Below are 21,674 nucleotides of genomic sequence, written 5' to 3' on the forward strand. Positions count from 1 at the left end.
AGGTGTTACTTTGAATCAATGCGAAAGCTGGAAGCCCAGGTGATCAAAAGGGCCATCAGGGCAAGGTCGTCGAGCATACCGAACACCGGCACCCACTCTGGTATGAGGTCCCAGGGCGAGATAACATAGACAAGCCCACTGGCCAGCAGCAGTTTGACCGGCAGCGGCGTCTCAGGAGCCCGGAACACGGCCACCGCGTGGCGGGTCATTTCCAGGATCCTGGACAGTGTGGTCAACATGGTTCGCCCTCAGCCCACTGTTTTGGAAACAATTTCCCGGTCAAAATAGTTCATCCCCATACCGGCATCCACCACCAGGCACTGGCCGTTGATTCCTGAAGAACGGGGTGAGAGAAGAAACGCCGCCACATTGGCGGCCTCGCTGGTCTTGAGCGCCTGCTTGCGGGGAATGACCTTTTCGGCAAAGAGATAACTGTCGATATAGCCCGGAATGCCGGCCGAAGCCGAGGTTTTGAGCAGGCTCGGGCAGACGGCGTTGAACCGGACCCGGGAGAAGGCGGAAAAGGATTTGGCCAGGAAACAGAGCGATGACTCCAGGGCGGCCTTGACCGGGGCCATGTAGCCGTAATTCTCAGCCGCCATCCTGGTAGTGGATATGGAAATGGTGACCACCGAGCCGTCCCTGTCCAGCAGCTCCCTGAAATGGTTGGCAATGCTGATAAGGGAAAAACAGGAAATATCCATGGCCTGGAGGAAATCCCTCTTCAGGGTCTCGTGAAAGGGCTTGAGTCCCTCCGAGTAGTTGGCAAAGGCAATGGAGTGCACGATTCCGGCCAGCGGCCCGTCGACCATGGCCGCGATCTCGTCGCGAACCCGGATGATATTGGCCTCCTCCTCCACGTCACAGCAGAAAACCGGGCAATCGGGAAAGAGCCTGCGCGCGGTCCGGGCCCGCTCTTCACTGCGCACCACATGGATCACCCGGGCACCGTTTTCAACCAGCACCCCGGCAATAGCGCAGGCCAGGGATTTCCTGTTGGCCAGACCGAAGAGGACAATGTTCTTATTCTGAAGCTGTAAAAAATCCACGCCTGTTATTCCTTGAGGGCGCAGGAAAAACGTACCTGCACCGCCACCTTGCCGCCCACCCTGACCGATCCTTTCAGAAACCAGGCCTGGCCCACCTGCTCCACCAGGGTGGCACGGATTGAAATAGTGTCCCCCGGCCGTACCTCGCGCTTGAACCTGGCGCCCTGAATCCTGGTCAGCACCGGCACCCCATCCACCTTTTTTCCTTCCTTTTCCAGCAGGATCCCTACGAGCAGGGCCCCGGCCTGGAACACGGCCTCGCAGAGCAGAACCCCGGGCATGAGCGGATGGTCCGGATAGTGGCCTCGGAACAGATCCAGATCCGCGGGTATATCCTTTTCCGCCACAATATCATGTGCGCCAAGCTCCACCACCCGGTCAAGCCAGAGAAAGGGTGGCCGGTGGGGAATCCGTTCCAGTATGTATCGCCTGTCGTGCATCAGCTTGCCTGGTCTCGAGGGTACCATCTCATCTGTCCCTGGCCGGTTTCGCGGCCTGTTTTCTTATCCGCGCAGCCTTCAGCTTGGAATCAACCCGGCCTTGACCGCAAACAGCCACCCTGCCAGGATAATGATAACCGGACTCCAGTACTGCAGGGGAATCCAGAACAGGGAATGGCTCTTGCGCAGTTCAACCTTTTCGTTGCTTTCCGGATCAATGAAGACCTTGCCCGGCCTGTTGTTGAGCCTTTTTCCCGTCACGAACACGAAAACCGCCGACAATGCCAGCGCCAGGGGCATCGGCCAGCTGGCTTCCATGTACCACCCGGCCCCCATGATGGCATCGATGATGAATTGCGCTCCCAGGGAGCAGAGCAGCGGAATGACAATGGCCAGTATGCCCCAGCCCTTCCAGATAATCATGATTGCGCGTACAACCTCCTGCTGACGTGGTGTGTCCTTACCGGCACTCCGGCCGGCCCCCTTTACAGTCCGCCGGTGATGTCGAGAACCGAGCCGGTGATATAGGCCGCCTTCCTGCCGGCCAGGAACAGGACCGCTTCGGCCACCTCTTCCGGCCGGCCGAAGCGGCGCACCGGAACCATTCTTTTATACTGCTTGATCTGGTCCACCGTGAGGTCCTCGATGAGCTCCGTGGCTATAAAGCCGGGCGACACGCAGTTGACAGTGATTCCCCGTTTGGCCACCTCCTTGGAAAGAGACTTCATCAGGCCGACCTGACCAGCCTTGGAGGCAGCGTAATTGGCCTGGCCCGGGAAGCCCAGATGGGCCATGGGCGAGGTGATGAACAGGATCCGGCCATATTTCTGCTTCATCATAAGCGGAATCACGAACCGGGACATGTTGAAGCCACCGGTCAGGTTGATGTCCAGGACCCGGCGCCAGTTCTCCTCCTTCATCATGGCCACCACCGCATCACGGCGGATACCGGCATTGTTGACCAGGATATCGATGGTGTCGAACTGTTCTTCCATGACCGCATAAAAGGACTGCGCCGCCTGGTAATCGCTGACATCCACCTTGTGGAGGAACAGCCGGTCAACTCCCTGGCCGCATTCCTGCCTGAATCTCTCCGCAGCCTCATCGTTGCCCCCGTACACACCGATAACCACGGCGCCCCTGGCCAGCAGGGCCTCGGCAATGGCCCGACCTATGCCACGGGTAGCCCCAGTTACAATGGCCTTCTGCCCGGTAAAATCCATCTCGTTCACACCTTCTTTGTAATGATGGCCCCATAAAAAATCCATCACACTTTAAAAATGGCTAAGCACAGATAGCGAGCGAAGCGAGACCTTCGAAAGTTCGATATACAGGCAAGCAAGCAGAGTGAGACTCCGAGGCGTAGCGGTGTCGGCCAAGTGGAGGCGTACATGTGGCACACCCTGCATTGGCCGCACCTGCTACCACGCTGCAGGTCGAACTTTTTGCGATGCCATCTGTACTGTATTAACTGCGCAGATACGCATCCACATCGTTGGCCACGATCACCCCGTAGTTGATCGCCCCCAGCCAGCCGGACATGATAATCCCCACCGAACCGACATGGAACAGCCCCGGCACGACCTTGAAGATGGAGCGGGAGATATCGAGTCCCTCAAACTTGGTCCCGAAGGATGTTCCCCGGGTATGCAGGGTGTAGCGATGAAAGGTCTTCGGGGTGGCGGTCTCCACCGTATCTATTTTTTCCCTAATTCCGGGTATATAGCGCTCCAGATCCTTCAGGCACCGCTCTGCCATCTCCTCCTTGGCCTTCCGATACCTGTCCCCCTCCAAACCGGCCCAGTCATCGTAGTTGGCATTCATGGAGGCGACCACCGTGTAATCGGGTCGCTGGGGCCGGGTCTTGGGATAGTAGACCGAAAAGGTCCGGCTCCTGGTATCCAGGCGCCGCATCTCCTCGGAAGAAAACTCAGGCGCGGTGGAGGTGAAGAGCAGGTCACCCACATCGGGAAACGATTCGCCCTTGCGGACCCCGAAATAGACCTGGCAGCTGGAGTTATTGACCCGCACCTGCCGGAACTGGTCCCGGAAAGCACCGGGCAGCTGGTCGGGGCCAAGCAGCTCATCGATGGTGTTGGTGATCCCAGCGTTGGAGACCACGCAACCGGCGCCGATCACCCGGTCGCCCACCTCCACACCGCGTACCCGACCGCCATCGAGGACGATCCTGTCCACCCTGGCCCGGGTGCAGATGGTCACCCCGTTTTTCACCAGTTCCGAAGCCATCATCCCGATCAGCCGGTCGGTCCCGCCCTCAAAGGTGAAGACCCCTTTGTTCATGAAATTGGAAAACACGATGCCATAGGTGATGGCCGGCTCATCCAGAGTCGAACCGTTGGCATAGGTGATCGGCTCCATGAGCAGCCGGTGGACATCGCTGCGGCCGGGGAAGAACTTCTCAAAGAGTTCCCTCGTGGTCATGGACCGGTCATCGTAGAAGTTCATCTTTCCCACGGTGGTGAAAAAATCCTCTATCACCGTCCTCGGGATCCGGAACTTCGTCTCCAGGATATTAGTGAAATCCCGGCGGTCAAAGGTGGTGGTCAGGGAGAACTGGGGATTGTCGAAAACGATGTTCTTCAACTGGACAATGGAGTCCATGATCGCCCGGTTCCAGTACTTGCGGCAGGTCTTGACCATGCCGTAGGGGAATCCGTGCAGGGAGACATCAAAGATGTGACCGCCCCGTTTGAACCAGGCGGCCAGCCCGCCGAGCTGGTGGTGATGCTCCAGGAGCAGCACCCGGTGACCGGCCCTGGCCAGCCGGTTGGCGCTGGTCAGGCCGCCGAGCCCGGAGCCGACCACCACAACGTCATAGGAGTCTTTGATCTTGTCAAGGGGAGTAAACTGCATGAAACTTTCTGTCAGTGAAGTAGAGGTTCTGCACGTGCCGTCCGACCGGGCCGATGTCCTGTACCATCTCCGGCCTGAAAATTCCAGGCAACGGCTATCATCGGCGCAGCAGATGCTGATTGACGATACTCACGCCGGAGAGCATGGAGCCCACAATACCAAGGTAGCCCTGGTCGGTGCCGGCCAGGAACAGATTGGCAAAGGGCGTCCGCCCGTCCTTGATCTTGACAGGGCTGCCATAGACTGCGCCGGCGGCCTTTCCGGTGAACCGCTCGATGGTCACCGGCGTGAAGCTATCCTGATATACAACGTCCTGCGTGTAATTCCCAATGATTTTCCGGACCGATACCGCCGATTCCCGGGCCCATTTTTCCTTCATCTGCAGGTAGCTTTCCCGGTCCGCCTCTTTCCAGAGATCGAAATTGGCCGCATTGGTCACCCGGATCTGAAACAGCTCACCCGGTTCCAACCCCTGAAAATTCTCCGGGAAACAGATCACGCCCCAGGAGGGATCCAGGGGCGCCCCGGGCCTGCGGTAGTTCAGGGTATCCTCCATATTGTAGAAGATAATGGTCCGGTCGCTTTTAAGAGAACCGCGCGCGGCCGCGGGCAGCAGGGAAATAGTCTCCATGAAGGACATCCGGCCGATGTACCTGGATCGCTCCAGGTCCCAACCGGAAATTTTTGCCGTCCCGGGAATACCCACCGTGGACAGGACCGCCTCGCAGGCCAGTTCCTCCCCGTCTTCCAGCACCACAGCACGTATGGTTCCTCCTTTGCGGATCAGTTTCTGTACCCTGGTCCGGAAACGGATTTCGCCGCCGAACCGTCGGTACTGTGCCAGCAGGCTGTGCAGGAATTCCCGGATGGTATGCTCGGGCCGGAAAAAACCCTCGAGAAACAGGGCCCGGAACATGATGGCGAACTGGGCCAGGTCCATGTCCTGCTCCTCGGCATTGCCGTAGACCATGAGCGGCAGCAGGAGCATGTCTTCGAGCAGGGGATGGTTCAGTTTCTCCCTGAGAAAGGCGCGGGTCGAGCGCCAGGGCGCCGGTGCAAAGGGATCAAAGCTCTCCACCCAGCGGACAAGATCGAAAAATCTGTCTCTTGCCTCGGGAAAGACGCGCTCGATTTCTCCGGCAAGCAGAGAAAGATCATTGGAAAAGCACAGCGTTACCCCGGGAAAAACGATCTCGGAACCCAGCTGTTCCCTGGTGACAAATTTTTTCCGGGAGAGTTTGAGCTGGCGGAGGAGGCGGTTGAGGGGGGCCTGTTTGTTTCCGGGCCGGGCAAAATTGGTCATGGCATGCAGACCTGTCTCCAGGAGCACACCATTGCGGAAATAATAGGAGTTGAGCCCGCCGGGGATGGCGTGCTGCTCAACGATCAGAACCCGGCCACCGAAACGGGCAAAACGAATTCCGGCGGCGAGCCCGGACAGGCCGCCGCCGATAATGACAAGCTGATACGATGTGGTGGTGCCTTTTCTGGTCGACGCCGGCAGATCCATGCCCGCACCGTCGACCTGGTGGTTTGTCTGAAGGTCAGCCACCAGGCTCAGGCGTCTTTCAGTTTCGGTTCAAGGTAGTTGACACAGCTGTTTAATGTATTGAGTTCAGGATATTCTTCCTCTGGAATCTGCAGCTGGTATCGTTTGCGGAGTTCCATCACAATATCGAGAAAATCCATGGAGTCCAGATCCAGCTGGTCCCGGAGCGGTTTGTCCGGATCAAGATCATCGAACTCGGCATCTTCATCAATATCTTCAATGATCTCCAGGATCATATCCTTAATTTCATCACGGGTCATACCAGTCCTCTAACGTTATATCTCAAAAAAAATCCATTTTCTCTGCTTTCGGGCTGACACAGGGTCTGGACCCCGGTCAGGGATCAAACCGGCGGACAATGACCACCGAGTTGATTCCCACCATGCCGAAGGAGTTATTCAAAATTGTCTCCACCTTGTCAAGCTGTTTCGGCTTCCCCGTAACAATGGTGGGCAGGTCGCACTCCGGATCAAGACGGTCCAGGTTGATGGTCGGGTGCACCATGTGATCGGAAAAGGCAGGCAGGTTACCGGCCAGCTCCAGCACCCCGGCCGCACCCATGGCGTGCCCGATGAGCGACTTGGTATTGTTGATCCAGGTGGTCTCAAGGTCGCCAAACAGTGCGCGGATCGCCTTACATTCCTCGATATCACCCTGTCTGGTGCCGGTGGCATGGGTATTTATGATGGTAATATCCTCAGGCACGAGCCCGGCCCGCTGCAGGGCCAGTTCCATGCACTGGGCCTGGCGCTCACCATAGGGGAGCACAAAATCACGGGCATCTGAATTCATGGCATAACCGGCAATTTCCCCGTAAATCCGTGCGCCCCGGGCCAGTGCCCGGTCCAGCCGCTCCAGGACAAAGATACACCCCCCTCGGATATGACAATGCCGTTGCGATCCTGGTCAAAGGGCCGGGAGGCCTTTTGCGGATCTTCGTGTTCTGCCAGTGCTCCCTGGGCCCGAAAACTGGCAAAGATGCCAAACGAACCGGTACACTCGGAAATACCGCCGCAAAGGGCCATATCCACCTCGCCCAACCGCAGCATCTGCGTGCCCTGGATCAGGGCGGCGTTACCGGCGGCGCAGGCGGCACCGACGGAGTAGTGGGGCCCGGTGATCCCGAGGTTCATGGTGATCTCACCGGCTGGATTATTGAGGACCGTGCGCGGATTATGATGATGGGTCCAGTAGTCCACATTGTAGTCAAAGCGGGAGATGTTGTAGACTTCGTTTTCCGTCTCCACCGTCCCATGCTCGGTCAGCCCGATGTAGACGCCGGTCCTGGCCTTGTCGTATACAGAGAAATCGATCCCGGCATCAGCAAGGGCCTCACCGGCGCAGAACACCCCGATACAGCCGGCACGGGTGCCGCGCTTGTTCTCCTTCTTCTTGCGATAGCGGGTCTCGGGGAAAGTGCAGAGACCGGCCGGAGCCCGGTCCATGTAGCGCAGATCGATGGTCGAAATCCCACTCTCACCGGCCAGCAGTCGGCGGCGGAACTCCGATAGATCATTGGCCCCGCCCGGTGCGGTCAGCCCGACACCGGTGATAACTATCCGTTGCGCGTCCTGAAGATCCGTCATTTTTCTTCACCCAGCAACCTGGCAACAATGTCTGGCACCGCCTTCATGGCCTCGGGCAGCTTATCGGGCATGGGTCCTCCGGCCTGGGCCATGTCCGGCCGGCCGCCTCCCTTACCGCCGACGATAGCGGCAACCTCGCGGACCAGGTCCCCGGCCCTGATCCGGCCGGTGAGATCCTTACTGACCAGGGCCAGCAGAGCGGCCTTGCCGCCGAATTCCCCACCGAGGACAGCCACACCGGACCCCATTTTTTCGCGCAGCTTATCGCCGATTTCCCGCAGGGTTTTCGGCGAATCCAGCTTGACCTGACCGCCGATCACCCTGATGCCGTCGACCTCGACAGCCGAGTTCAGCAGGGAATCGAGATCGGAAAGGGCGAGCCGGGCGGTCAGTTGCGCGACCTCCTTTTCCAGCTCCTTTTGGCGCTTCAGCAGAGATTCGATCTTTTCCGCCGCCTGATCCAGGGGCCCGGAAACCAGCGCGGAGATGGCCGCGGCCTGGCTGGCCAGGTCCTGAACCCAGGCCAGGGCCCGGTCGCCGGTCACTGCCTCGATACGCCGAATGCCGGCCGCGATCCCGGTTTCACTGATGATCTTGAAAAATCCTATGTCACCGGTGGCCTGCACATGGGTCCCACCGCACAGCTCCTTGCTGAAATCACCCATGGAAACCACCCGCACCTCGTCACCATACTTCTCGCCGAACAGGGCAGTAGCCCCTTCCTTTATGGCTTCATCGCGCTTGAGCAGTGAGGTCTGCACCGGGATATTTTGCCGGATCTGACTATTTACCAGCTGCTCAATGGCCTGGATCTCCTCCGGGGTAACCGGAGAGAAATGGGTGAAATCGAACCTGAGCCGATCGTGTTCGACCAGGGAGCCGGCCTGTTTGACATGGTCGCCCAGCACCCGTTTCATAGCGGCGTGGAGGAGATGGGTCGCACTGTGGTTGCAGGCAGTGGCCACCCGCCTGTCCCCGGCAACGGCCAAGGTCACGGCCTGCCCGCTCTGGAGCTCACCCTTGGTGATAACCCCTTCGTGCAGGGTTATTCCTTCCACCGGGGACCGGGTAGTCTCCACTTCCATCTCGCCGCCGTCCCAGATGATCGCTCCCCGGTCGCCGGCTTGGCCACCGGATTCAGCGTAAAAGGGGGTACGGGGGCTGAAAACCTGAACCCGCTCCCCTTCTCCGGCCCGCTCCACCAGTTCACCGCGCTCATTGATAATACCCTCGACGGTACAGTGAATCTCCCGATTGGAGTAGCCGACAAACTGACTCTGTCTCCCCTGTTCCAGAAGCTCCAGCACACCCTGGTCAAGGTGATCCACATCAGTGCCCTTCCACGATTTACGCGACTGTTCCCGCTGCTGCTCCATGGCCGCGTTGAACCCGGCCTCGTCAAAGGCAATACCCTTTTCCAGGGCCACGTCCCGGACAATGTCCACTGGAAAACCGTACGTGTCGTAGAGTTTGAAGATAAACTGCCCATCGATGCAGGCCCTGTCACCCTGTTCTTTCTGCAGCCGCTCTATCTCCGAAGCCAGCATGGCCAGCCCCTTGTCCAGGGTCTCACCGAAACGGTTTTCCTCGTTGTTGACCACCTTGTCCAGCAGCTGGCGGGCATCCCGCAGATGGGGATAGGCCTCTTCCATCAAGTCCGCCACCAGGGCGCAGACCCCGGCAAAGAATGGCCCGGACAGTCCCAGGGCCCGGCCAAAGCGGATGGCCCGGCGCATGATCCGGCGCAGGACATAACCACGCCCCTCGTTGGAGGGCAGTACCCCGTCGGAGACCAGGAAGGTTGTGGCCCGGGCGTGATCGGCAATAACCCGCATGGAGACGTTGTCGTTGCTGTCCGCCTTGTACCTGCGGCCGGAAATCTTTTCAATATGGTCGATGATGGGCGTGAACAGGTCGGAATCGAAATTGTTCAATTTACCCTGGAGGACTGCTGCCACCCGTTCAAGCCCCATACCGGTATCTATGGACGGCTTGGGCAGGGGGGTCATCTTGCCGGATTCATCCCGATAGTACTGCATGAAAACCAGATTCCACAGCTCGAGAAACCGGTCACAGTCGCAGCCCACCGCGCATTCCGGCCTGCCACAGCCTGCCTCCACACCCTGATCGATGTGGATCTCCGAACAGGGCCCGCAGGGACCGGTATCACCCATGGCCCAGAAATTATCGGCTTCACCGAGCCGAACGATCCTTCCCTTGGGGAGATCCTCGATCTGTTCCCAGAGTTCATAGGCCTCGTCATCGTCCCGGAACACCGAAACCCAGAGCTGCTCAGGATCCAGACCCAGCTCCCGGGTCAGAAACTCCCAGGCATACTCAATGGCTTCCTTCTTGAAATAGTCGCCAAAGGAAAAATTGCCCAGCATTTCGAAAAAGGTATGGTGCCGAGCCGTATGACCGACATTCTCCAGGTCATTATGCTTACCACCGGCCCGGACACACCGCTGGCAGGTGGTGGCCCGCACATAGTCTCGCTGCTCCTCACCCATGAACACCCGCTTGAACTGGACCATGCCGGCATTGGTGAACAGCAGGGTCGGATCGTCATGGGGAACCAGGGAGGAACTTTCCACAATGGTATGGCCCTTTTGTTTAAAGTACTCGAGGAACCGTGTACGTATTTCGTTACCAGTCATATTTGAGTTGTGAGTTCTTGGAAGTGAGTTGTGAGTTGAGTTATGAGTCAATTCATGAAGTTACATCAGCATATTTATTATTTATTATGGCTCTTAACATTTTTCAGCTAATGCTTATATTTATAACAAGATCAAGCAGATACCGGCTTGAAGGAGGTCTTGTTATGAAGATGCCAGCAGTCTCCTTGTTGGAGTGGCAGAAAAAATTTGGCAGTGAAGAAGCGTGTGCGGCCGAGTTGGCAAAAGTGCGATGGCCGGATGGCTTTTTCTGCCCAAGATGCGGCAGCCGAAAAGCAAGCTATATTTCCACCAGACATCTCTACCAATGCTCCAAGTGTCGCCACCAAGTGTCCATCACCGCTGGTACAATTTTTCATGCCACAAAAATTTCACTCGTCAAATGGTTCTGGGCAATTTATCTCACCGCCTCCGATAAGGGTGGCATTTCTGCTCTGCGTCTTGCCAAGCACCTGGGTGTTTCCTGGCTGACCGCATACCGAATGTTGCGAAAAATCCGGATGGCCATGGCTCATCGCGATTCCATATACCGCCTTAAAGGGTTTATTGAACTCGATGATACTTATGTAGGTGGCAAACGATCCGGCAAGCGAGGGCGAGGTGCAGAAGGTAAAAAGCCTGTACTGGTGGCGGTTGAAATGCACCCGGATAAAGGTGCCGGCTTTACGGCTATGAAGGCTGTGGAGACAATTTCCCATGATACGGTGCAGTCTTTCCTTACCAGAAAGCTGCTTACCGGGCAAAAGGTTAAAACCGATGCTTTGCCGGCTCTGACTGTGGTTGGAACGAGCCAGCAGCATGAGAAAAAGATTACACCACCAGAGGAAGCCGCCAAATGGTTGCCTATGGTCCATGTGATCATCGGTAATATGAAAGCCTTTCTTACGGGCACCTTTCATGGGGTAAGCCTCAAGTATCTGCAAGAATATCTGGACGAATTCTGTTACCGATTCAATCGAAGATTCTGGGAGCCGGAATTGCCCATGCGTTTGCTCAACGCTTGCTTGGCCCATGTTCCGGTGACTAAAGCTGAATTTGGTTAAGAGCCATATTATTTATAATACGCGAAGAGCACGACTAACTTAAAAGGGGGAAAATTTCGTGTCCCGGGCGATGCTGTTTTTCCGTCGGCCAACCCCACCTGGGCCTGTCTTGCCGCCGGGCGCCATGACACCCTTACCAGGCCCCTTACTTCAAATAGGGCAGCATGGCCTTGAACTCCGGAGTCCCGGCCTTGCGCAGTAACTCGTAAATGATCATTTCCGCCGGTGCCAGCACCGCTCCCAGTTCCCGGAGCCGTTGCTGTCCCAGATGATCGTTTGCCGGTGTGCGCGAAGAGATGCCATCGGCCACGACCCGGACCTGATACCCGGCCTGCAGCGCGCCGATGGTGGTCTGGTAGATACAGATATGGGTTTCCACTCCACAGAGCAGCAGCGTATCCACTTCGGGCTCCAGCCCGGCCAGGATCTGGCCGACATCGGGATTGGCCAACCCGTTGAACTCCACCTTATCCGGGCATGGCACATCCTGCAACAGCTCGGCAAGTTCCGGGACAATGGGACCGATCCCCTTCCGGTACTGGGTGTTGGCGACAATGGGTATTTCGAGCACCCGGGCCAGATGGATCATGAGGCCAATATTTTTCACCACCCGGTCGGCCCCGTGGATATGGGCCATCAGCCGTTCCTGGGGATCAACCACGTACAGGCAGCACTGTTCTGGACGTAAAAACACCGGTTTCATAGCATACCAACGGACGTAACCTGCATACTGGATTTATTGTTCAAACTACGGATCGCGTAGAATACCGGCTTTTTTAGTGGCAGTGCCAGGAATTTGCAACAGAAAAACAGGAGAATATACGATTAAGGGATAATTTTTCCAGCCGCGATCCTCTTGGCAGCCCCGATCCCGGGCAGCCACCGGGGAACGGATGGCAGGCCCAAATCGAGTAGGGTGAGGCAAGTTAATTACGCTTGCCTCATCCCTCTCACAGAACCGTACGTACGGGTCTCGTATACGGCTCCTGTTTATTTTCCTTCATATTGAAACAGAGATTCCAGTAGATACAGCACCAAGATCAAAGAGACCCAAGCCCCGGTGTAAATATCCGTTGGGCAGGGCATAATGGCTCAAAGGACTTGCCGCATTGGCCCAGGAGTTCATTTTGATCGCATCAAACTTCCCCCTGTATCCAAGCTGCCTCAGCCTGCGGTGAAGCCGATTGGGCTTCTTCCACAATTTCAGCTGGATGGCTCGCAGTCTTCTCCGAATCCATCTCATCAGCCTTGAAAATTCTCCTGTGCAGTTCGCTATCCGGAAGTAGTTGGCAAATCCCCTCAAGAGCGGATTGAGATCTGCAATCACTTTCTCAAGATTCACCGGGGAATTACGCCGGGTCATTGCCTTGACCTTTGCCTTGAAAGACTTAATCTTGCCTCGCTGGATTTGCGTATACTGAGAGCATACGGATACTCCCAGAAAGTTTACGCCCCGACTGCTGTGGCAGATATGGGTCTTTTCACGGTTGACAGTCAGCAGCAATTCTCCTTCAAGATAGTGCCGTGCCTGCTCAAGAGCATTCTCGGCCGCTTTCTTTGATTGGCACAGAATCAGGATATCGTCCGCATAGCGGACTATTCGGTGGCCACGATTCTTCATGAATTGATCAAAAGAATCGAGATACACATTGGCTATCAGAGGGCTGATCACGCCGCCCTGTGGACTGCCGATCTCGCTAGCCGTAAATCCCGAATCCGTCATTACACCGCTCTTCAGAAACTTCTCCAGGAGACCGAGGATACTCCCGTCCCTGATCCGGCGACGAAAGGCGCTGAGGATGAGATCATGGTCCAAGGTGTCAAAGCATTTGGACAGATCCATATCAACTACCCACTTTCGATCGTAGTCACGGATAAACATCGTCGCCTTGGATATCGCCTGATGACAACTGCGGCCTGGGCGATAGCCATAGCTCGACGGGTGGAAATCCCGATCGAATATCGGCAGGAGAATGTCGAGCAGTGCCTGCTGCACTACACGGTCACGGACTGCTGGAATACCGAGCAACCGAACTCCTCCGGTTGGCTTGGGTATCTCTACCCGGCGCACGGCCAGTGGCTGGTAACTCTTTTCCCACAGTTCCTTCAGGAGACAGTCGATGTTGGCTTCGGCTGATGCGGCAAAGTCCTTGATGGACTGGCCGTCTATTCCGGCAGCTCCCTTCGCAGACCTCACCTTCCCAAACGCCTTGTGCAGAGCGTCCCTGCTCAGCATCCGGTCATACAGACTGTACCAAACGTCAACCATGCTCCTGTCCTGCGTCCCCATCCCTCCACTTCTGCCTGGAATCCCCGGGTCTTCACCCAAATGAGAGCGCCTTCTATCCCAATGGGCAATGTACGCTCAACTGTTCAGGTTACTCCGATGAACGGCCAAAATCAGCAGACGGCCTCTCACAGCATACCGCCGAAAATGTGCCCCGCCCCGTCGGGCAGCTTGTGTTCTGACTCCAGACCTCCATGATCTTCAGGGAACCTTCAAATAAACTTCATCCCTTCGCAACTGATACCGCTTTTGGCAAATACCAGCCCCTGTCAAACAACGCTGACAGGTCATCCCGGTTTTATCCTCCACGCTGTTACCAGGCTTCTCCGGCCGGGATTTCATCACTACTACGGAATCATCTGCCACCTCCCACCGCTTCGGTAGGCCTTGGATCTCTCCTTGAACCTTCCTTAACTCTCGTACTGCAAGTACGCTAGGAGGCTTCCCCGGTTAAGGCGAACTCCCGGTGAGCAATCCCATCCTCAATCACGCCAAAGGTCTGACCAGGTATCGGGCTTCACGCTATTGTGCACGCTTACCCACCTATGACGCCGAATCAGGTTCACTTACGCTATGTACCGCTCACTTCCTATCGCTTCCTTCAGACCCTGCCGTTGCCAGCAACGCCCTTGCGATTCGGATTGTCTTCCCCCTGGTCGGGGTGACGCCTGCGTTCCGCAGGCTGGGTTTGCCCGCCATGCCGGGCAAACACAACAAGCGCCCCGGCTCCGAAGAGCCGGGGCGCTATGATCCACCGGTTGTCTTCAGGGGCCGGAACCCCTGAAAGAACGCCTTTTACTTGGAAAAAGATCCAGGTACGCGGATATCCTCGATCAGGGCCTGAATATGCTCGGGCGGCTCCTTGGTCATGTTGGAGACCACCAGGGCGACAACAAAGTTGATCAGGGCACCAACGGCACCGAAGGCCTCGGGAGAGATTCCGAACAGCCAGTTATCCGGAGTGTTGGGCAGCATGGCGGTTCCCTTGATGAAGAACCAGCCCTTGAACCAGAAGATGTAGACCAGGGTCACACCAAGTCCGGAGAGCATCCCCAGAACCGCACCGGTGTTATTGACCCGCTTGGAGAAAATACCCATCATGATGGCCGGGAAAATCGAGGAGGCGGCCAGACCAAAGGCCAGGGCCACAACCTGGGCCGCAAACCCGGGAGGATTGAGTCCCAGGTACCCGGCAACCAGGATGGCACCAGCCATGGAGATACGGGAGGCCAGCAACTCATTCTTCTCCGTCATGTCAGGAACAAAGACACCCTTGAGCAGGTCGTGGGAAACGGACGAGGAGATCGCCAGCAGCAGCCCGGCAGCCGTTGACAGAGCTGCGGCGATACCACCGGCGGCAACCAGGGCGATAACCCAGTTGGGCAGGTTGGCGATTTCCGGATTGGCCAGAACCATGATATCCCGGTCCACCTTGGTCATCTCGTTGCCCTTCCAGCCCCAGGCTTCGGCCTTGGCTGCAAATTCCTTGTTCTTGTCGTTGTAGTACTGAATGCGGCCGTCGTTGTTTTTGTCCTCATGCTTGAGCAGGCCGGTCTTTTCCCAGTTGACAAACCAGGAAGGGACATCGGAGATCTTCAGATTGCCGTCCGGGGAGCCGACTTCACCGATCTGGATGGTGTTCATCAGGTTCAGCCGGGCCATGGCACCGACAGCCGGAGCCGTGGTGTAGAGAATGGCGATGAAGACCAGTGCCCAGCCGGCGGAGGAACGGGCATCCCTAACCCGGGGCACGGTGAAGAACCGGGTGATGACATGGGGCAGGCCGGCGGTACCGATCATCAGGGACAGGGTCAGGAGAAACATGTTGATGGTTGTCCCCTTCTGGATCGTATAGGCCTTGAACCCGAGATCAACGAGCACCTGATCGAGCTTATCAAGCAGATAGACTCCGGAACCGTCGGCCATGGTGGAACCCAGGCCGATCTGCGGGACCGGATTTCCGGTGAGCTGGAGGGAAATAAAGATGGCCGGCACGGTATAGGCAAAGATGAGTACGCAGTACTGGGCGATCTGGGTGTAGGTGATACCCTTCATGCCACCGAGAACCGCATAGACAAAAACAATGGCCATACCCACCAGCAGGCCGGTGGCAAACGGAACCTCAAGAAAACGGGAAAAGGCCACGCCGATACCCTTCATCTGGCCGATAACATAGGTCAGCGAAGCGGTGATAAGACAGATAACCGCCACGATCCGGGCCGTATTGGAGTAGTAGCGGTCACCGATGAACTCGGGCACGGTGAATTTTCCATACTTGCGAAGATAGGGGGCCAGCAGCATGGCAAGCAGGCAGTAGCCGCCGGTCCAGCCCATGAGATAGACAGAGGCGTCAAAGCCCTTGAAGGCAATGAGACCGGCCATGGAGATAAAGGAGGCCGCGGACATCCAGTCTGCACCGGTGGCCATGCCGTTGAGCACCGGATGGACACCCTTACCGGCGACGTAGAACTCACCGGTGGTGGAGGCCCGGGCCTTGATCGCGATGAAGACATAAAGGGCAAAAGTCGCCCCGACAACAAGATAGGTCATTAATTGCAGGCTCATGATTTACTCCCCTCCTCAATCTTCATGGACGTTAAATTTGCGGTCAAGCTGATTCATACGCCAGGCGTAGAAAAAGATGAGGGCAACAAAGGTGTAGATTGAGCCCTGCTGAGCAAACCAGAACCCGAGCTGATATCCGCCGAGCCGAATCGCATTGAGCGGCCCGGCCAGCAGTATACCGCATCCGTAGGACACGATAAACCAGACGATGAGACATCCGATGACGAGTCGGATATTCGCCTTCCAGTAGGCGATAGAGTCATCTGTACGCATACTTTCTCCTCCTTTTCTTTGTTATGAGATAAACGGGCAATGGAATTTCCCCTGTCTTGAAACCGAACCACTGAGCAGTGGCCCGACTATCGACTGCGGACTCCCCGACCGCAGCGCGACTCCCGGACGAGAAACCTGATTGGCTGTTTGCGCACTGTCTGTTCTGCGGCAACACCTTCTGGCTGATAATCCGGGAAACTGGAATGTATCCTTTTTTCATCTTACCTGTCAAGAAAATAGGCCATTATACGTCCAGAACCCTGACTGCTGGCCGGATTTCATCAAACAGAAATCTTCTGCCACCCCGGCCCGACAGCCAACCGGTGTCGCTTCACGATACCAGCCCCAGGGTGCGTCCGGAGCGGTAGAGATCCTTCAGGGTACGTATGCCGCCATCTTTAAGCTTTTTCACCAGAAAAAGAAAAAGATAGGCCGTCTGCAAGGCATCTTCCAGGGCATCATGGGGTTTGAAACGGGGCAGGTTGAACTCCCGGCTCAAATCATCCAGGTTATATGAAGTGGACGTATCGCATCGGCCATAAAAATCTCTGCAGCAGGCCTCCTTGTAGCCCCGCGCCAGGCGCATGGTATCCACGCTGGGGTTGGACAGGGTACCGCCCAGGGTCCGACGGCAGGCCTTGTTCAGAAAATGCATGTCAATGCCGACAAAATGACCCACCAGAAGGGCATCACCGAGAAACTCCACAAACCTGGGCAGCACTTCTTCCATGGGTGGCGCCGCGACAAGCTGCTGGGGCGTTATCCGGTGCACCAGGGTGGCCTCGTTGGGATCAATGTTTTCAGGCCTTATGTACTCATGAAAGGTCTGGCTCAGCTCGATCTGCAGGTTGACGATCCGTACCGCGCCGATGGAGATGATCTCGTCGCGACGCCGGTTCAGTCCGGTCAGCTCGGTATCACAGACCACAAAGGTATACTCTCCAAGCGGCCGGGCCTGGCTGAACTCGGCAAAGAGCTCCCGGTTGCGCTGGATGACAGGATGGGGTTTGCGCAGCCATGGGATTTTTTCAAAGAGCTTCATCTAATCGCAGAACTCTCCCCGTCCTGATTCAGGTACCCGCGGCTTGACTGTTTGCTGCTTGCATCACCGTCAGCTGACCGGGAAGATATTTTTCAGGACGGAGTGGAGCTGGTCGATAACCTGAAAGGCGTTTTTCAGCATCCGTTTCTCCAGATCCGACAGTTGGGCTGGATCGATATGGTTATCCGGCAGCACCCCGTCTTCTATCTGATGGAGCTGGTGAATGAGACGCAGGTGCATCTGGATCTCGTAGGCTTCGCTGGCCTCGGCCCACAGGTCCCGGGAGATATGGCCTTCGTCGGCCAGGACATGGAGCCGGGCCAGGGTATTTGTTTCCCGCACCCCATACTTGAGAGCCATGACCCGGGCAAAGTTGACAAACGGGGTCAGGCCGCTGCGCTTGATATCAAGCTTGTTCTTATGCTCGCCGTTTTTCTCGACAATGAAATTCTTGAAAAAAGAAAGCGGGGCCCGGGCAGCCAGGCATTCCCTTGCCAGGTGCAGCAGGTAGATCTCCTGACGGCGGGTGATCTCGCCGAGATACTGCCGCAGGTCCTCGGCCAGAGCCGCGGCCCCGTATCCGGCCCGGAAATCGAAGAAAATGGTCACATTGAGGAGTTCCTCTGGCTCTGGTGCCGCCACCCAGTGGCTGAAATATTCCTTCCAGACCGACAGTGGCTGACACCACCTTGGATTGGTGGCCATGATATCGCCGGGACAGAGGGGATAGCCGCAGTTGACCAGGTGATCAATGGCTTTTGCGGCAAAACGGGTGAAATAATCCTGTGCCTCCTGACGCTGTTTATCATTGTTCGGGTCGGCATAGACGATGGCGTTATCCTGATCGGTACGGAAGGTCTGCTCCCGGCGTCCCTCGCTACCCATGAGCAGCCAGCAGTACTCCACCGGCGGCGGCCCGAGCTCGTCTTCCAGCAGGGTGAGCAGCCGCTCGAGGATCTGATCGTTTAGAATGGAGATCATCCGGGTGATATTGCCGGCCTTGGCCCCTTCCTTGATGAGGTTGCGGATCACATCGGGAATCTTCTGGGACAGGGGGTAGAGGCCCTGGATCTCCTGCTGCTTGCGGACCTCCTTGAAAAGCGCGTAGGGTGAATTGCCCTGGAGAAGCAGGATATCGTGGGAGGTCACCACCCCGATGATGCGTCCCTTGCGTTCCACGGCCAGGTGATGCACTCCGGTGGACATCATCTTCATCAGGGCATCAAAGCAGATGGACTGGGACAGCACCGTGACCACGGGAGAGGACATGATCTTTTCCACCGGCACCCGGAAATCCAGCCCGGCGGCGATCACCTTGTTGCGCAGATCCCGGTCAGTGACGATACCGACAATCTCATCTTCATTTTCAGCGGCATGGACCAGGAGCGAGCCGATACGGTAGTCGGCCATGGCCCGGGCCGCATCCTGCACCGAGGTGCCGACAGCCACCTTGCGGGGATCCTGCTTGACGATATCCCCAACCTGGATGGAGAAAAGATACAGATCTTCCTCCCCCGACGGGTCATCTTGTGACGCCGAAGCTCAGAATAGGCGGTGTGGACGACTTTTTCGGAAAAGCTCTTGAGATAATACTGGGCAAACCCGGGCTGACTGTGGAGAAGCTCGAGAAACACCTCCCGGGGCAAAAGGAAGCAGAAGGTGTCTTCCACGGTTTCGATATGGAGGTTGGCCCGGGTGCCACGGATGATGCCCAGGGCACCGATGTAGGAACCCTCGCCCCGGTAATCCTTGAGGGTGACCTCCCCTTCGTCATCGGTGATAAAGGCCTTCACCCCGCCCTTCTGGATGAGATAGAGATGGGTAATTTCGGTTTCCCCGGCCGTAAGCAGCCGGGTTCCCTTGGGATAGAAGTCCACCCGGACATGACGGGCAATATCGCGCTGCGTAGCCTCGTCAAGCTCCTTGAAGGGCATGATCTTCTGAAAAAACTCAACCACCACGTCCGGTGCCACCGCGTGGACATCACTGGAAACTGGAGCCATGAACCTCTCCTGAAAACAGAACAGGCAGGGGACAGCCCCTGCCTGTGTCGTTAAGCCCTGTGCAGGGGGGCATGCCCCCCGGAACGTTTCGGTGGTGGAGCGTCATCGGCTCAACCAAGCTTTTTCTTTCCTTCCACCAGATGGTCGACAACCGATGGGTCGGCCAGGGTGGAGGTGTCACCGAAGTCGCCAAAATCGTTGGCCGCAATCTTGCGCAGGATCCGGCGCATGATCTTGCCTGACCGGGTCTTGGGCAGGCCGGGCGCCCACTGGATGACCTCGGGAGTGGCGATAGGACCGATCTCCTTGCGCACATGCTGCCGGAGTTCGGCCAGCAGTTCGTCGCTCTCCTGGGCCGCCGCGGTCAGGGTCACATAGGCGTAGATGGCCTGGCCCTTGACCGGGTGGGGCATACCGACAACGGCTGCCTCGGCCACGGCCGGATGGGAGACCAGGGCGGATTCGATCTCCGCGGTTCCCAGTCGGTGACCGGAAACATTGATGACGTCATCGAGTCGACCCATTATCCAGAAATAGCCTTCCTCGTCCTTGCGGGCACCGTCTTCGGGATCGTAAATATTCTCGAAACGGCTGAAATAGGTCTTCTTGAACCGCTCAGGATCACCGAACACGCCGCGCAGCATTCCGGGCCAGGGCTTGCGGATAACCAGATGGCCGCCCTCATTGGGAGCCGCTTCCTTACCTTCCTCGGTGTAAATGGCGGCATCCACACCGGGCAGAGGGAAGGTGGCCGAACCGGGCTTGAGCGGGGTGGCGTACGGCAGCGGCGAGATCAGGATTCCGCCGGTTTCAGTCTGCCACCAGGTATCAACGATGGGCAGTTTCGACTTGCCGATATTGACATAGTACCACATCCAGGCCTCGGGATTGATGGGCTCACCCACCGAGCCGAGGATCCGCAGGCTGGAGAGATCCCAGCGCTTGATGGGCTCCTCGCCTTCCCGCATCAGTGCCCGGATAACCGTGGGCGCGGTGTAGAAGATGTTGACCCGGAACTTCTCCACGATTTTCCAGAACCGGTCCGGACCGGGATAGGAGGGCACACCCTCGAACATGAGCGAGGTGGCACCCAGGCCGAGCGGTCCGTAGAGAATATAGGAATGACCGGTGATCCAGCCGATATCGGCCGTACACCAGTAGACATCGTTGTCCTTGAGATCAAAGACCCACTGGCAGGTGTGCATGGCGTAGGTCAGATAGCCGCCGGTGGTGTGGACAACACCCTTGGGCTTACCGGTGGAACCGGAGGTGTAGAGGATGAACAGGGTGTCCTCGGCATCCATGATCTCGGGCTCGCATTCAGAGGTGATATCATCGGCAGCGATCTCCTCGTGCCACCAGCTGTCCCGGCCTTCCTGCATGGAAACCTCGTTGCCGGCCCGCTGGACCACGATACAGCTCTCCACCGACGGTGCATCCTCAAGGGCCTGGTCGGCATTGGGCTTGAGCGGAATGGTCTTGCCGGCCCTGAGCACAGCATCAGCGGTGATTAGGACCTTGGCCTGGCAGTCCTGGATACGGCTCTGGAGTGCCACGGCGGAAAAACCGGCAAACACCACCGAATGCATGGCCCCGATACGGGCGCAGGCCAGAAGAGCGATGGCCAGTTCCGGAATCATGGGCAGGTAGATGGAGACCCGGTCCCCTTTCTTGACGCCTTTTTTCTTGAGGACATTGGCAAAGCGGCAGACCTCGGTGTGCAGCATCTGATAGGTGTAGACCTTGACATCTTCCTCGGGCTCACCCTGCCAGATGATGGCGGCCTTGTTACGACGCCCGTCGGTGAGGTGACGGTCGAGGCAGTTGTAGGAGACATTGAGTTTGCCGCCTTCAAACCACTTGATTTCCGGTTTGGTGAAATCCCACTCCAGAACCTTGTCCCATTTTCTGTCCCAGGTTACCAGCTCTTCGGCGCGCTCGGCCCAGAATCCTTCCGGATCATCCATGGACCGCTGATAGAGTTCCCGATACTGATCCATGGATTTAATCCACGCCTGATCCCGACCTTCTTCCGGGGGATCAAACACCCGGCCTTCGCTGAGCAAGCTGGTGATCTTGTCTTCACTACCACTCATAACGCTCTCCTTGTATGCTTGTTCCACGTTGTAGGACTGATAACCTTTTGCCCCAATGCGATAATTTCATTACCATTCGCCGTAATATTATCCTACCAATTTGTCAAGCGCTAAGTGGTCATAGTCGCATTGAAGCGACAGGCACGAAATGATTGCAGAGCGGTTCCCCATGCGGTATGGAAGAGGTCCGGG

17 protein-coding genes and 2 pseudogenes are annotated in these 21,674 nt (G+C 57.1%); 1 reads left to right on the forward strand and 18 read right to left on the reverse strand.

Going from position 1 to position 21,674, the window contains the following annotated elements; all coding sequences use genetic code 11:
• Positions 1-5 precede the first annotated feature (5 nt).
• The 10 genes and pseudogenes from GF1_RS12455 to alaS form a co-directional block, all read right to left on the reverse strand.
• Positions 6-239: a YkvA family protein gene (locus tag GF1_RS12455; protein WP_267926873.1), complete on the reverse strand. Its 234-nt coding sequence runs from the start codon at positions 237-239 to the stop codon at positions 6-8.
• Between the two features lie 9 nt (positions 240-248).
• Positions 249-1,049, reverse strand: a complete 801-nt coding sequence (locus tag GF1_RS12460; protein WP_267926874.1) for an enoyl-ACP reductase FabI — start codon at positions 1,047-1,049, stop codon at positions 249-251.
• Between the two features lie 5 nt (positions 1,050-1,054).
• The gene (fabZ, locus tag GF1_RS12465) at positions 1,055-1,516 is read right to left on the reverse strand and encodes a 3-hydroxyacyl-ACP dehydratase FabZ (RefSeq protein WP_267926875.1); all 462 of its coding nucleotides are present in this window, start codon (positions 1,514-1,516) and stop codon (positions 1,055-1,057) included.
• A 51-nt stretch (positions 1,517-1,567) separates the two neighbouring features.
• Entirely contained in the window at positions 1,568-1,912 is a 345-nt protein-coding gene (locus tag GF1_RS12470) for a hypothetical protein (protein WP_267926876.1), read from the reverse strand.
• 62 nt (positions 1,913-1,974) lie between these two features.
• Entirely contained in the window at positions 1,975-2,712 is a 738-nt protein-coding gene (fabG, locus tag GF1_RS12475) for a 3-oxoacyl-ACP reductase FabG (RefSeq protein ID WP_267926877.1), read from the reverse strand.
• A 244-nt stretch (positions 2,713-2,956) separates the two neighbouring features.
• Positions 2,957-4,363, reverse strand: a complete 1,407-nt coding sequence (locus GF1_RS12480; RefSeq protein WP_267926879.1) for a phytoene desaturase family protein — start codon at positions 4,361-4,363, stop codon at positions 2,957-2,959.
• Between the two features lie 97 nt (positions 4,364-4,460).
• Positions 4,461-5,915, reverse strand: coding sequence for a phytoene desaturase family protein (locus GF1_RS12485; RefSeq protein WP_267926880.1), 1,455 nt, complete (start codon positions 5,913-5,915; stop codon positions 4,461-4,463).
• 5 nt (positions 5,916-5,920) lie between these two features.
• Positions 5,921-6,172: an acyl carrier protein gene (locus GF1_RS12490; protein WP_267926881.1), complete on the reverse strand. Its 252-nt coding sequence runs from the start codon at positions 6,170-6,172 to the stop codon at positions 5,921-5,923.
• Between the two features lie 76 nt (positions 6,173-6,248).
• Positions 6,249-7,498, reverse strand: a pseudogene (locus tag GF1_RS16525) (beta-ketoacyl-[acyl-carrier-protein] synthase family protein).
• The gene (gene alaS / locus GF1_RS12505) at positions 7,495-10,155 is read right to left on the reverse strand and encodes an alanine--tRNA ligase (RefSeq protein WP_267926884.1); all 2,661 of its coding nucleotides are present in this window, start codon (positions 10,153-10,155) and stop codon (positions 7,495-7,497) included. Before alaS ends, GF1_RS16525 begins: the two are co-directional and overlap by 4 nt.
• 164 nt (positions 10,156-10,319) lie before the next feature.
• On the opposite strand from alaS, the gene GF1_RS12510 reads away from it, so the two are divergent.
• On the forward strand, positions 10,320-11,216 hold the full coding sequence (locus GF1_RS12510) for an IS1595 family transposase (RefSeq protein WP_267926293.1): 897 nt from the start codon (positions 10,320-10,322) through the stop codon (positions 11,214-11,216).
• A 145-nt stretch (positions 11,217-11,361) separates the two neighbouring features.
• Here GF1_RS12510 and GF1_RS12515 read toward each other — a convergent pair whose 3' ends face one another.
• The 8 genes and pseudogenes from GF1_RS12515 to acs form a co-directional block, all read right to left on the reverse strand.
• Positions 11,362-11,877: an isochorismatase family protein gene (locus GF1_RS12515; protein WP_267926885.1), complete on the reverse strand. Its 516-nt coding sequence runs from the start codon at positions 11,875-11,877 to the stop codon at positions 11,362-11,364.
• Positions 11,878-12,216: 339 nt separating this feature from the next.
• Positions 12,217-13,485, reverse strand: coding sequence for a group II intron reverse transcriptase/maturase (gene ltrA, locus GF1_RS12520; protein ID WP_267926322.1), 1,269 nt, complete (start codon positions 13,483-13,485; stop codon positions 12,217-12,219).
• 813 nt (positions 13,486-14,298) lie between these two features.
• Complete coding sequence (locus GF1_RS12525; protein WP_267926886.1) at positions 14,299-16,068, reverse strand: sodium:solute symporter family protein; 1,770 nt, start codon at positions 16,066-16,068, stop codon at positions 14,299-14,301.
• A gap of 15 nt (positions 16,069-16,083) precedes the next feature.
• Complete coding sequence (locus tag GF1_RS12530) at positions 16,084-16,341, reverse strand: DUF4212 domain-containing protein (protein ID WP_267926887.1); 258 nt, start codon at positions 16,339-16,341, stop codon at positions 16,084-16,086.
• A gap of 331 nt (positions 16,342-16,672) precedes the next feature.
• The gene (locus tag GF1_RS12535) at positions 16,673-17,383 is read right to left on the reverse strand and encodes a 3'-5' exonuclease (protein WP_267926888.1); all 711 of its coding nucleotides are present in this window, start codon (positions 17,381-17,383) and stop codon (positions 16,673-16,675) included.
• A 69-nt stretch (positions 17,384-17,452) separates the two neighbouring features.
• Positions 17,453-18,832: a DUF294 nucleotidyltransferase-like domain-containing protein gene (locus GF1_RS12540; RefSeq protein ID WP_267926889.1), complete on the reverse strand. Its 1,380-nt coding sequence runs from the start codon at positions 18,830-18,832 to the stop codon at positions 17,453-17,455.
• A gap of 221 nt (positions 18,833-19,053) precedes the next feature.
• Positions 19,054-19,386: pseudogene (locus GF1_RS12545) on the reverse strand (Crp/Fnr family transcriptional regulator); the annotation flags it as partial.
• A 110-nt stretch (positions 19,387-19,496) separates the two neighbouring features.
• Positions 19,497-21,482: an acetate--CoA ligase gene (gene acs, locus GF1_RS12550; protein ID WP_267926890.1), complete on the reverse strand. Its 1,986-nt coding sequence runs from the start codon at positions 21,480-21,482 to the stop codon at positions 19,497-19,499.
• Between the last annotated feature and the right edge of the window lie 192 nt (positions 21,483-21,674).

This window comes from Desulfolithobacter dissulfuricans (genome assembly GCF_025998535.1).
GTDB lineage: Bacteria > Desulfobacterota > Desulfobulbia > Desulfobulbales > Desulfobulbaceae > Desulfolithobacter > Desulfolithobacter dissulfuricans.

What these genes read in the sequence shown, in the direction of transcription:
- GF1_RS12490 (WP_267926881.1), bottom strand. Translation starts at nt 6,172, where the DNA reads ATGACCCGTGATGAAATTAAGGATATGATCCTGGAGATCATTGAAGAT.
- alaS (WP_267926884.1), bottom strand. Translation starts at nt 10,155, where the DNA reads ATGACTGGTAACGAAATACGTACACGGTTCCTCGAGTACTTTAAACAA.
- GF1_RS12525 (WP_267926886.1), bottom strand. Translation starts at nt 16,068, where the DNA reads ATGAGCCTGCAATTAATGACCTATCTTGTTGTCGGGGCGACTTTTGCC.
- acs (WP_267926890.1), bottom strand. Translation starts at nt 21,482, where the DNA reads ATGAGTGGTAGTGAAGACAAGATCACCAGCTTGCTCAGCGAAGGCCGG.
- GF1_RS12530 (WP_267926887.1), bottom strand. Translation starts at nt 16,341, where the DNA reads ATGCGTACAGATGACTCTATCGCCTACTGGAAGGCGAATATCCGACTC.
- fabG (WP_267926877.1), bottom strand. Translation starts at nt 2,712, where the DNA reads ATGGATTTTACCGGGCAGAAGGCCATTGTAACTGGGGCTACCCGTGGC.
- GF1_RS12480 (WP_267926879.1), bottom strand. Translation starts at nt 4,363, where the DNA reads ATGCAGTTTACTCCCCTTGACAAGATCAAAGACTCCTATGACGTTGTG.
- fabZ (WP_267926875.1), bottom strand. Translation starts at nt 1,516, where the DNA reads ATGGTACCCTCGAGACCAGGCAAGCTGATGCACGACAGGCGATACATA.
- GF1_RS12510 (WP_267926293.1), top strand. Translation starts at nt 10,320, where the DNA reads ATGAAGATGCCAGCAGTCTCCTTGTTGGAGTGGCAGAAAAAATTTGGC.
- GF1_RS12455 (WP_267926873.1), bottom strand. Translation starts at nt 239, where the DNA reads ATGTTGACCACACTGTCCAGGATCCTGGAAATGACCCGCCACGCGGTG.
- GF1_RS12535 (WP_267926888.1), bottom strand. Translation starts at nt 17,383, where the DNA reads ATGAAGCTCTTTGAAAAAATCCCATGGCTGCGCAAACCCCATCCTGTC.
- ltrA (WP_267926322.1), bottom strand. Translation starts at nt 13,485, where the DNA reads ATGGTTGACGTTTGGTACAGTCTGTATGACCGGATGCTGAGCAGGGAC.
- GF1_RS12470 (WP_267926876.1), bottom strand. Translation starts at nt 1,912, where the DNA reads ATGATTATCTGGAAGGGCTGGGGCATACTGGCCATTGTCATTCCGCTG.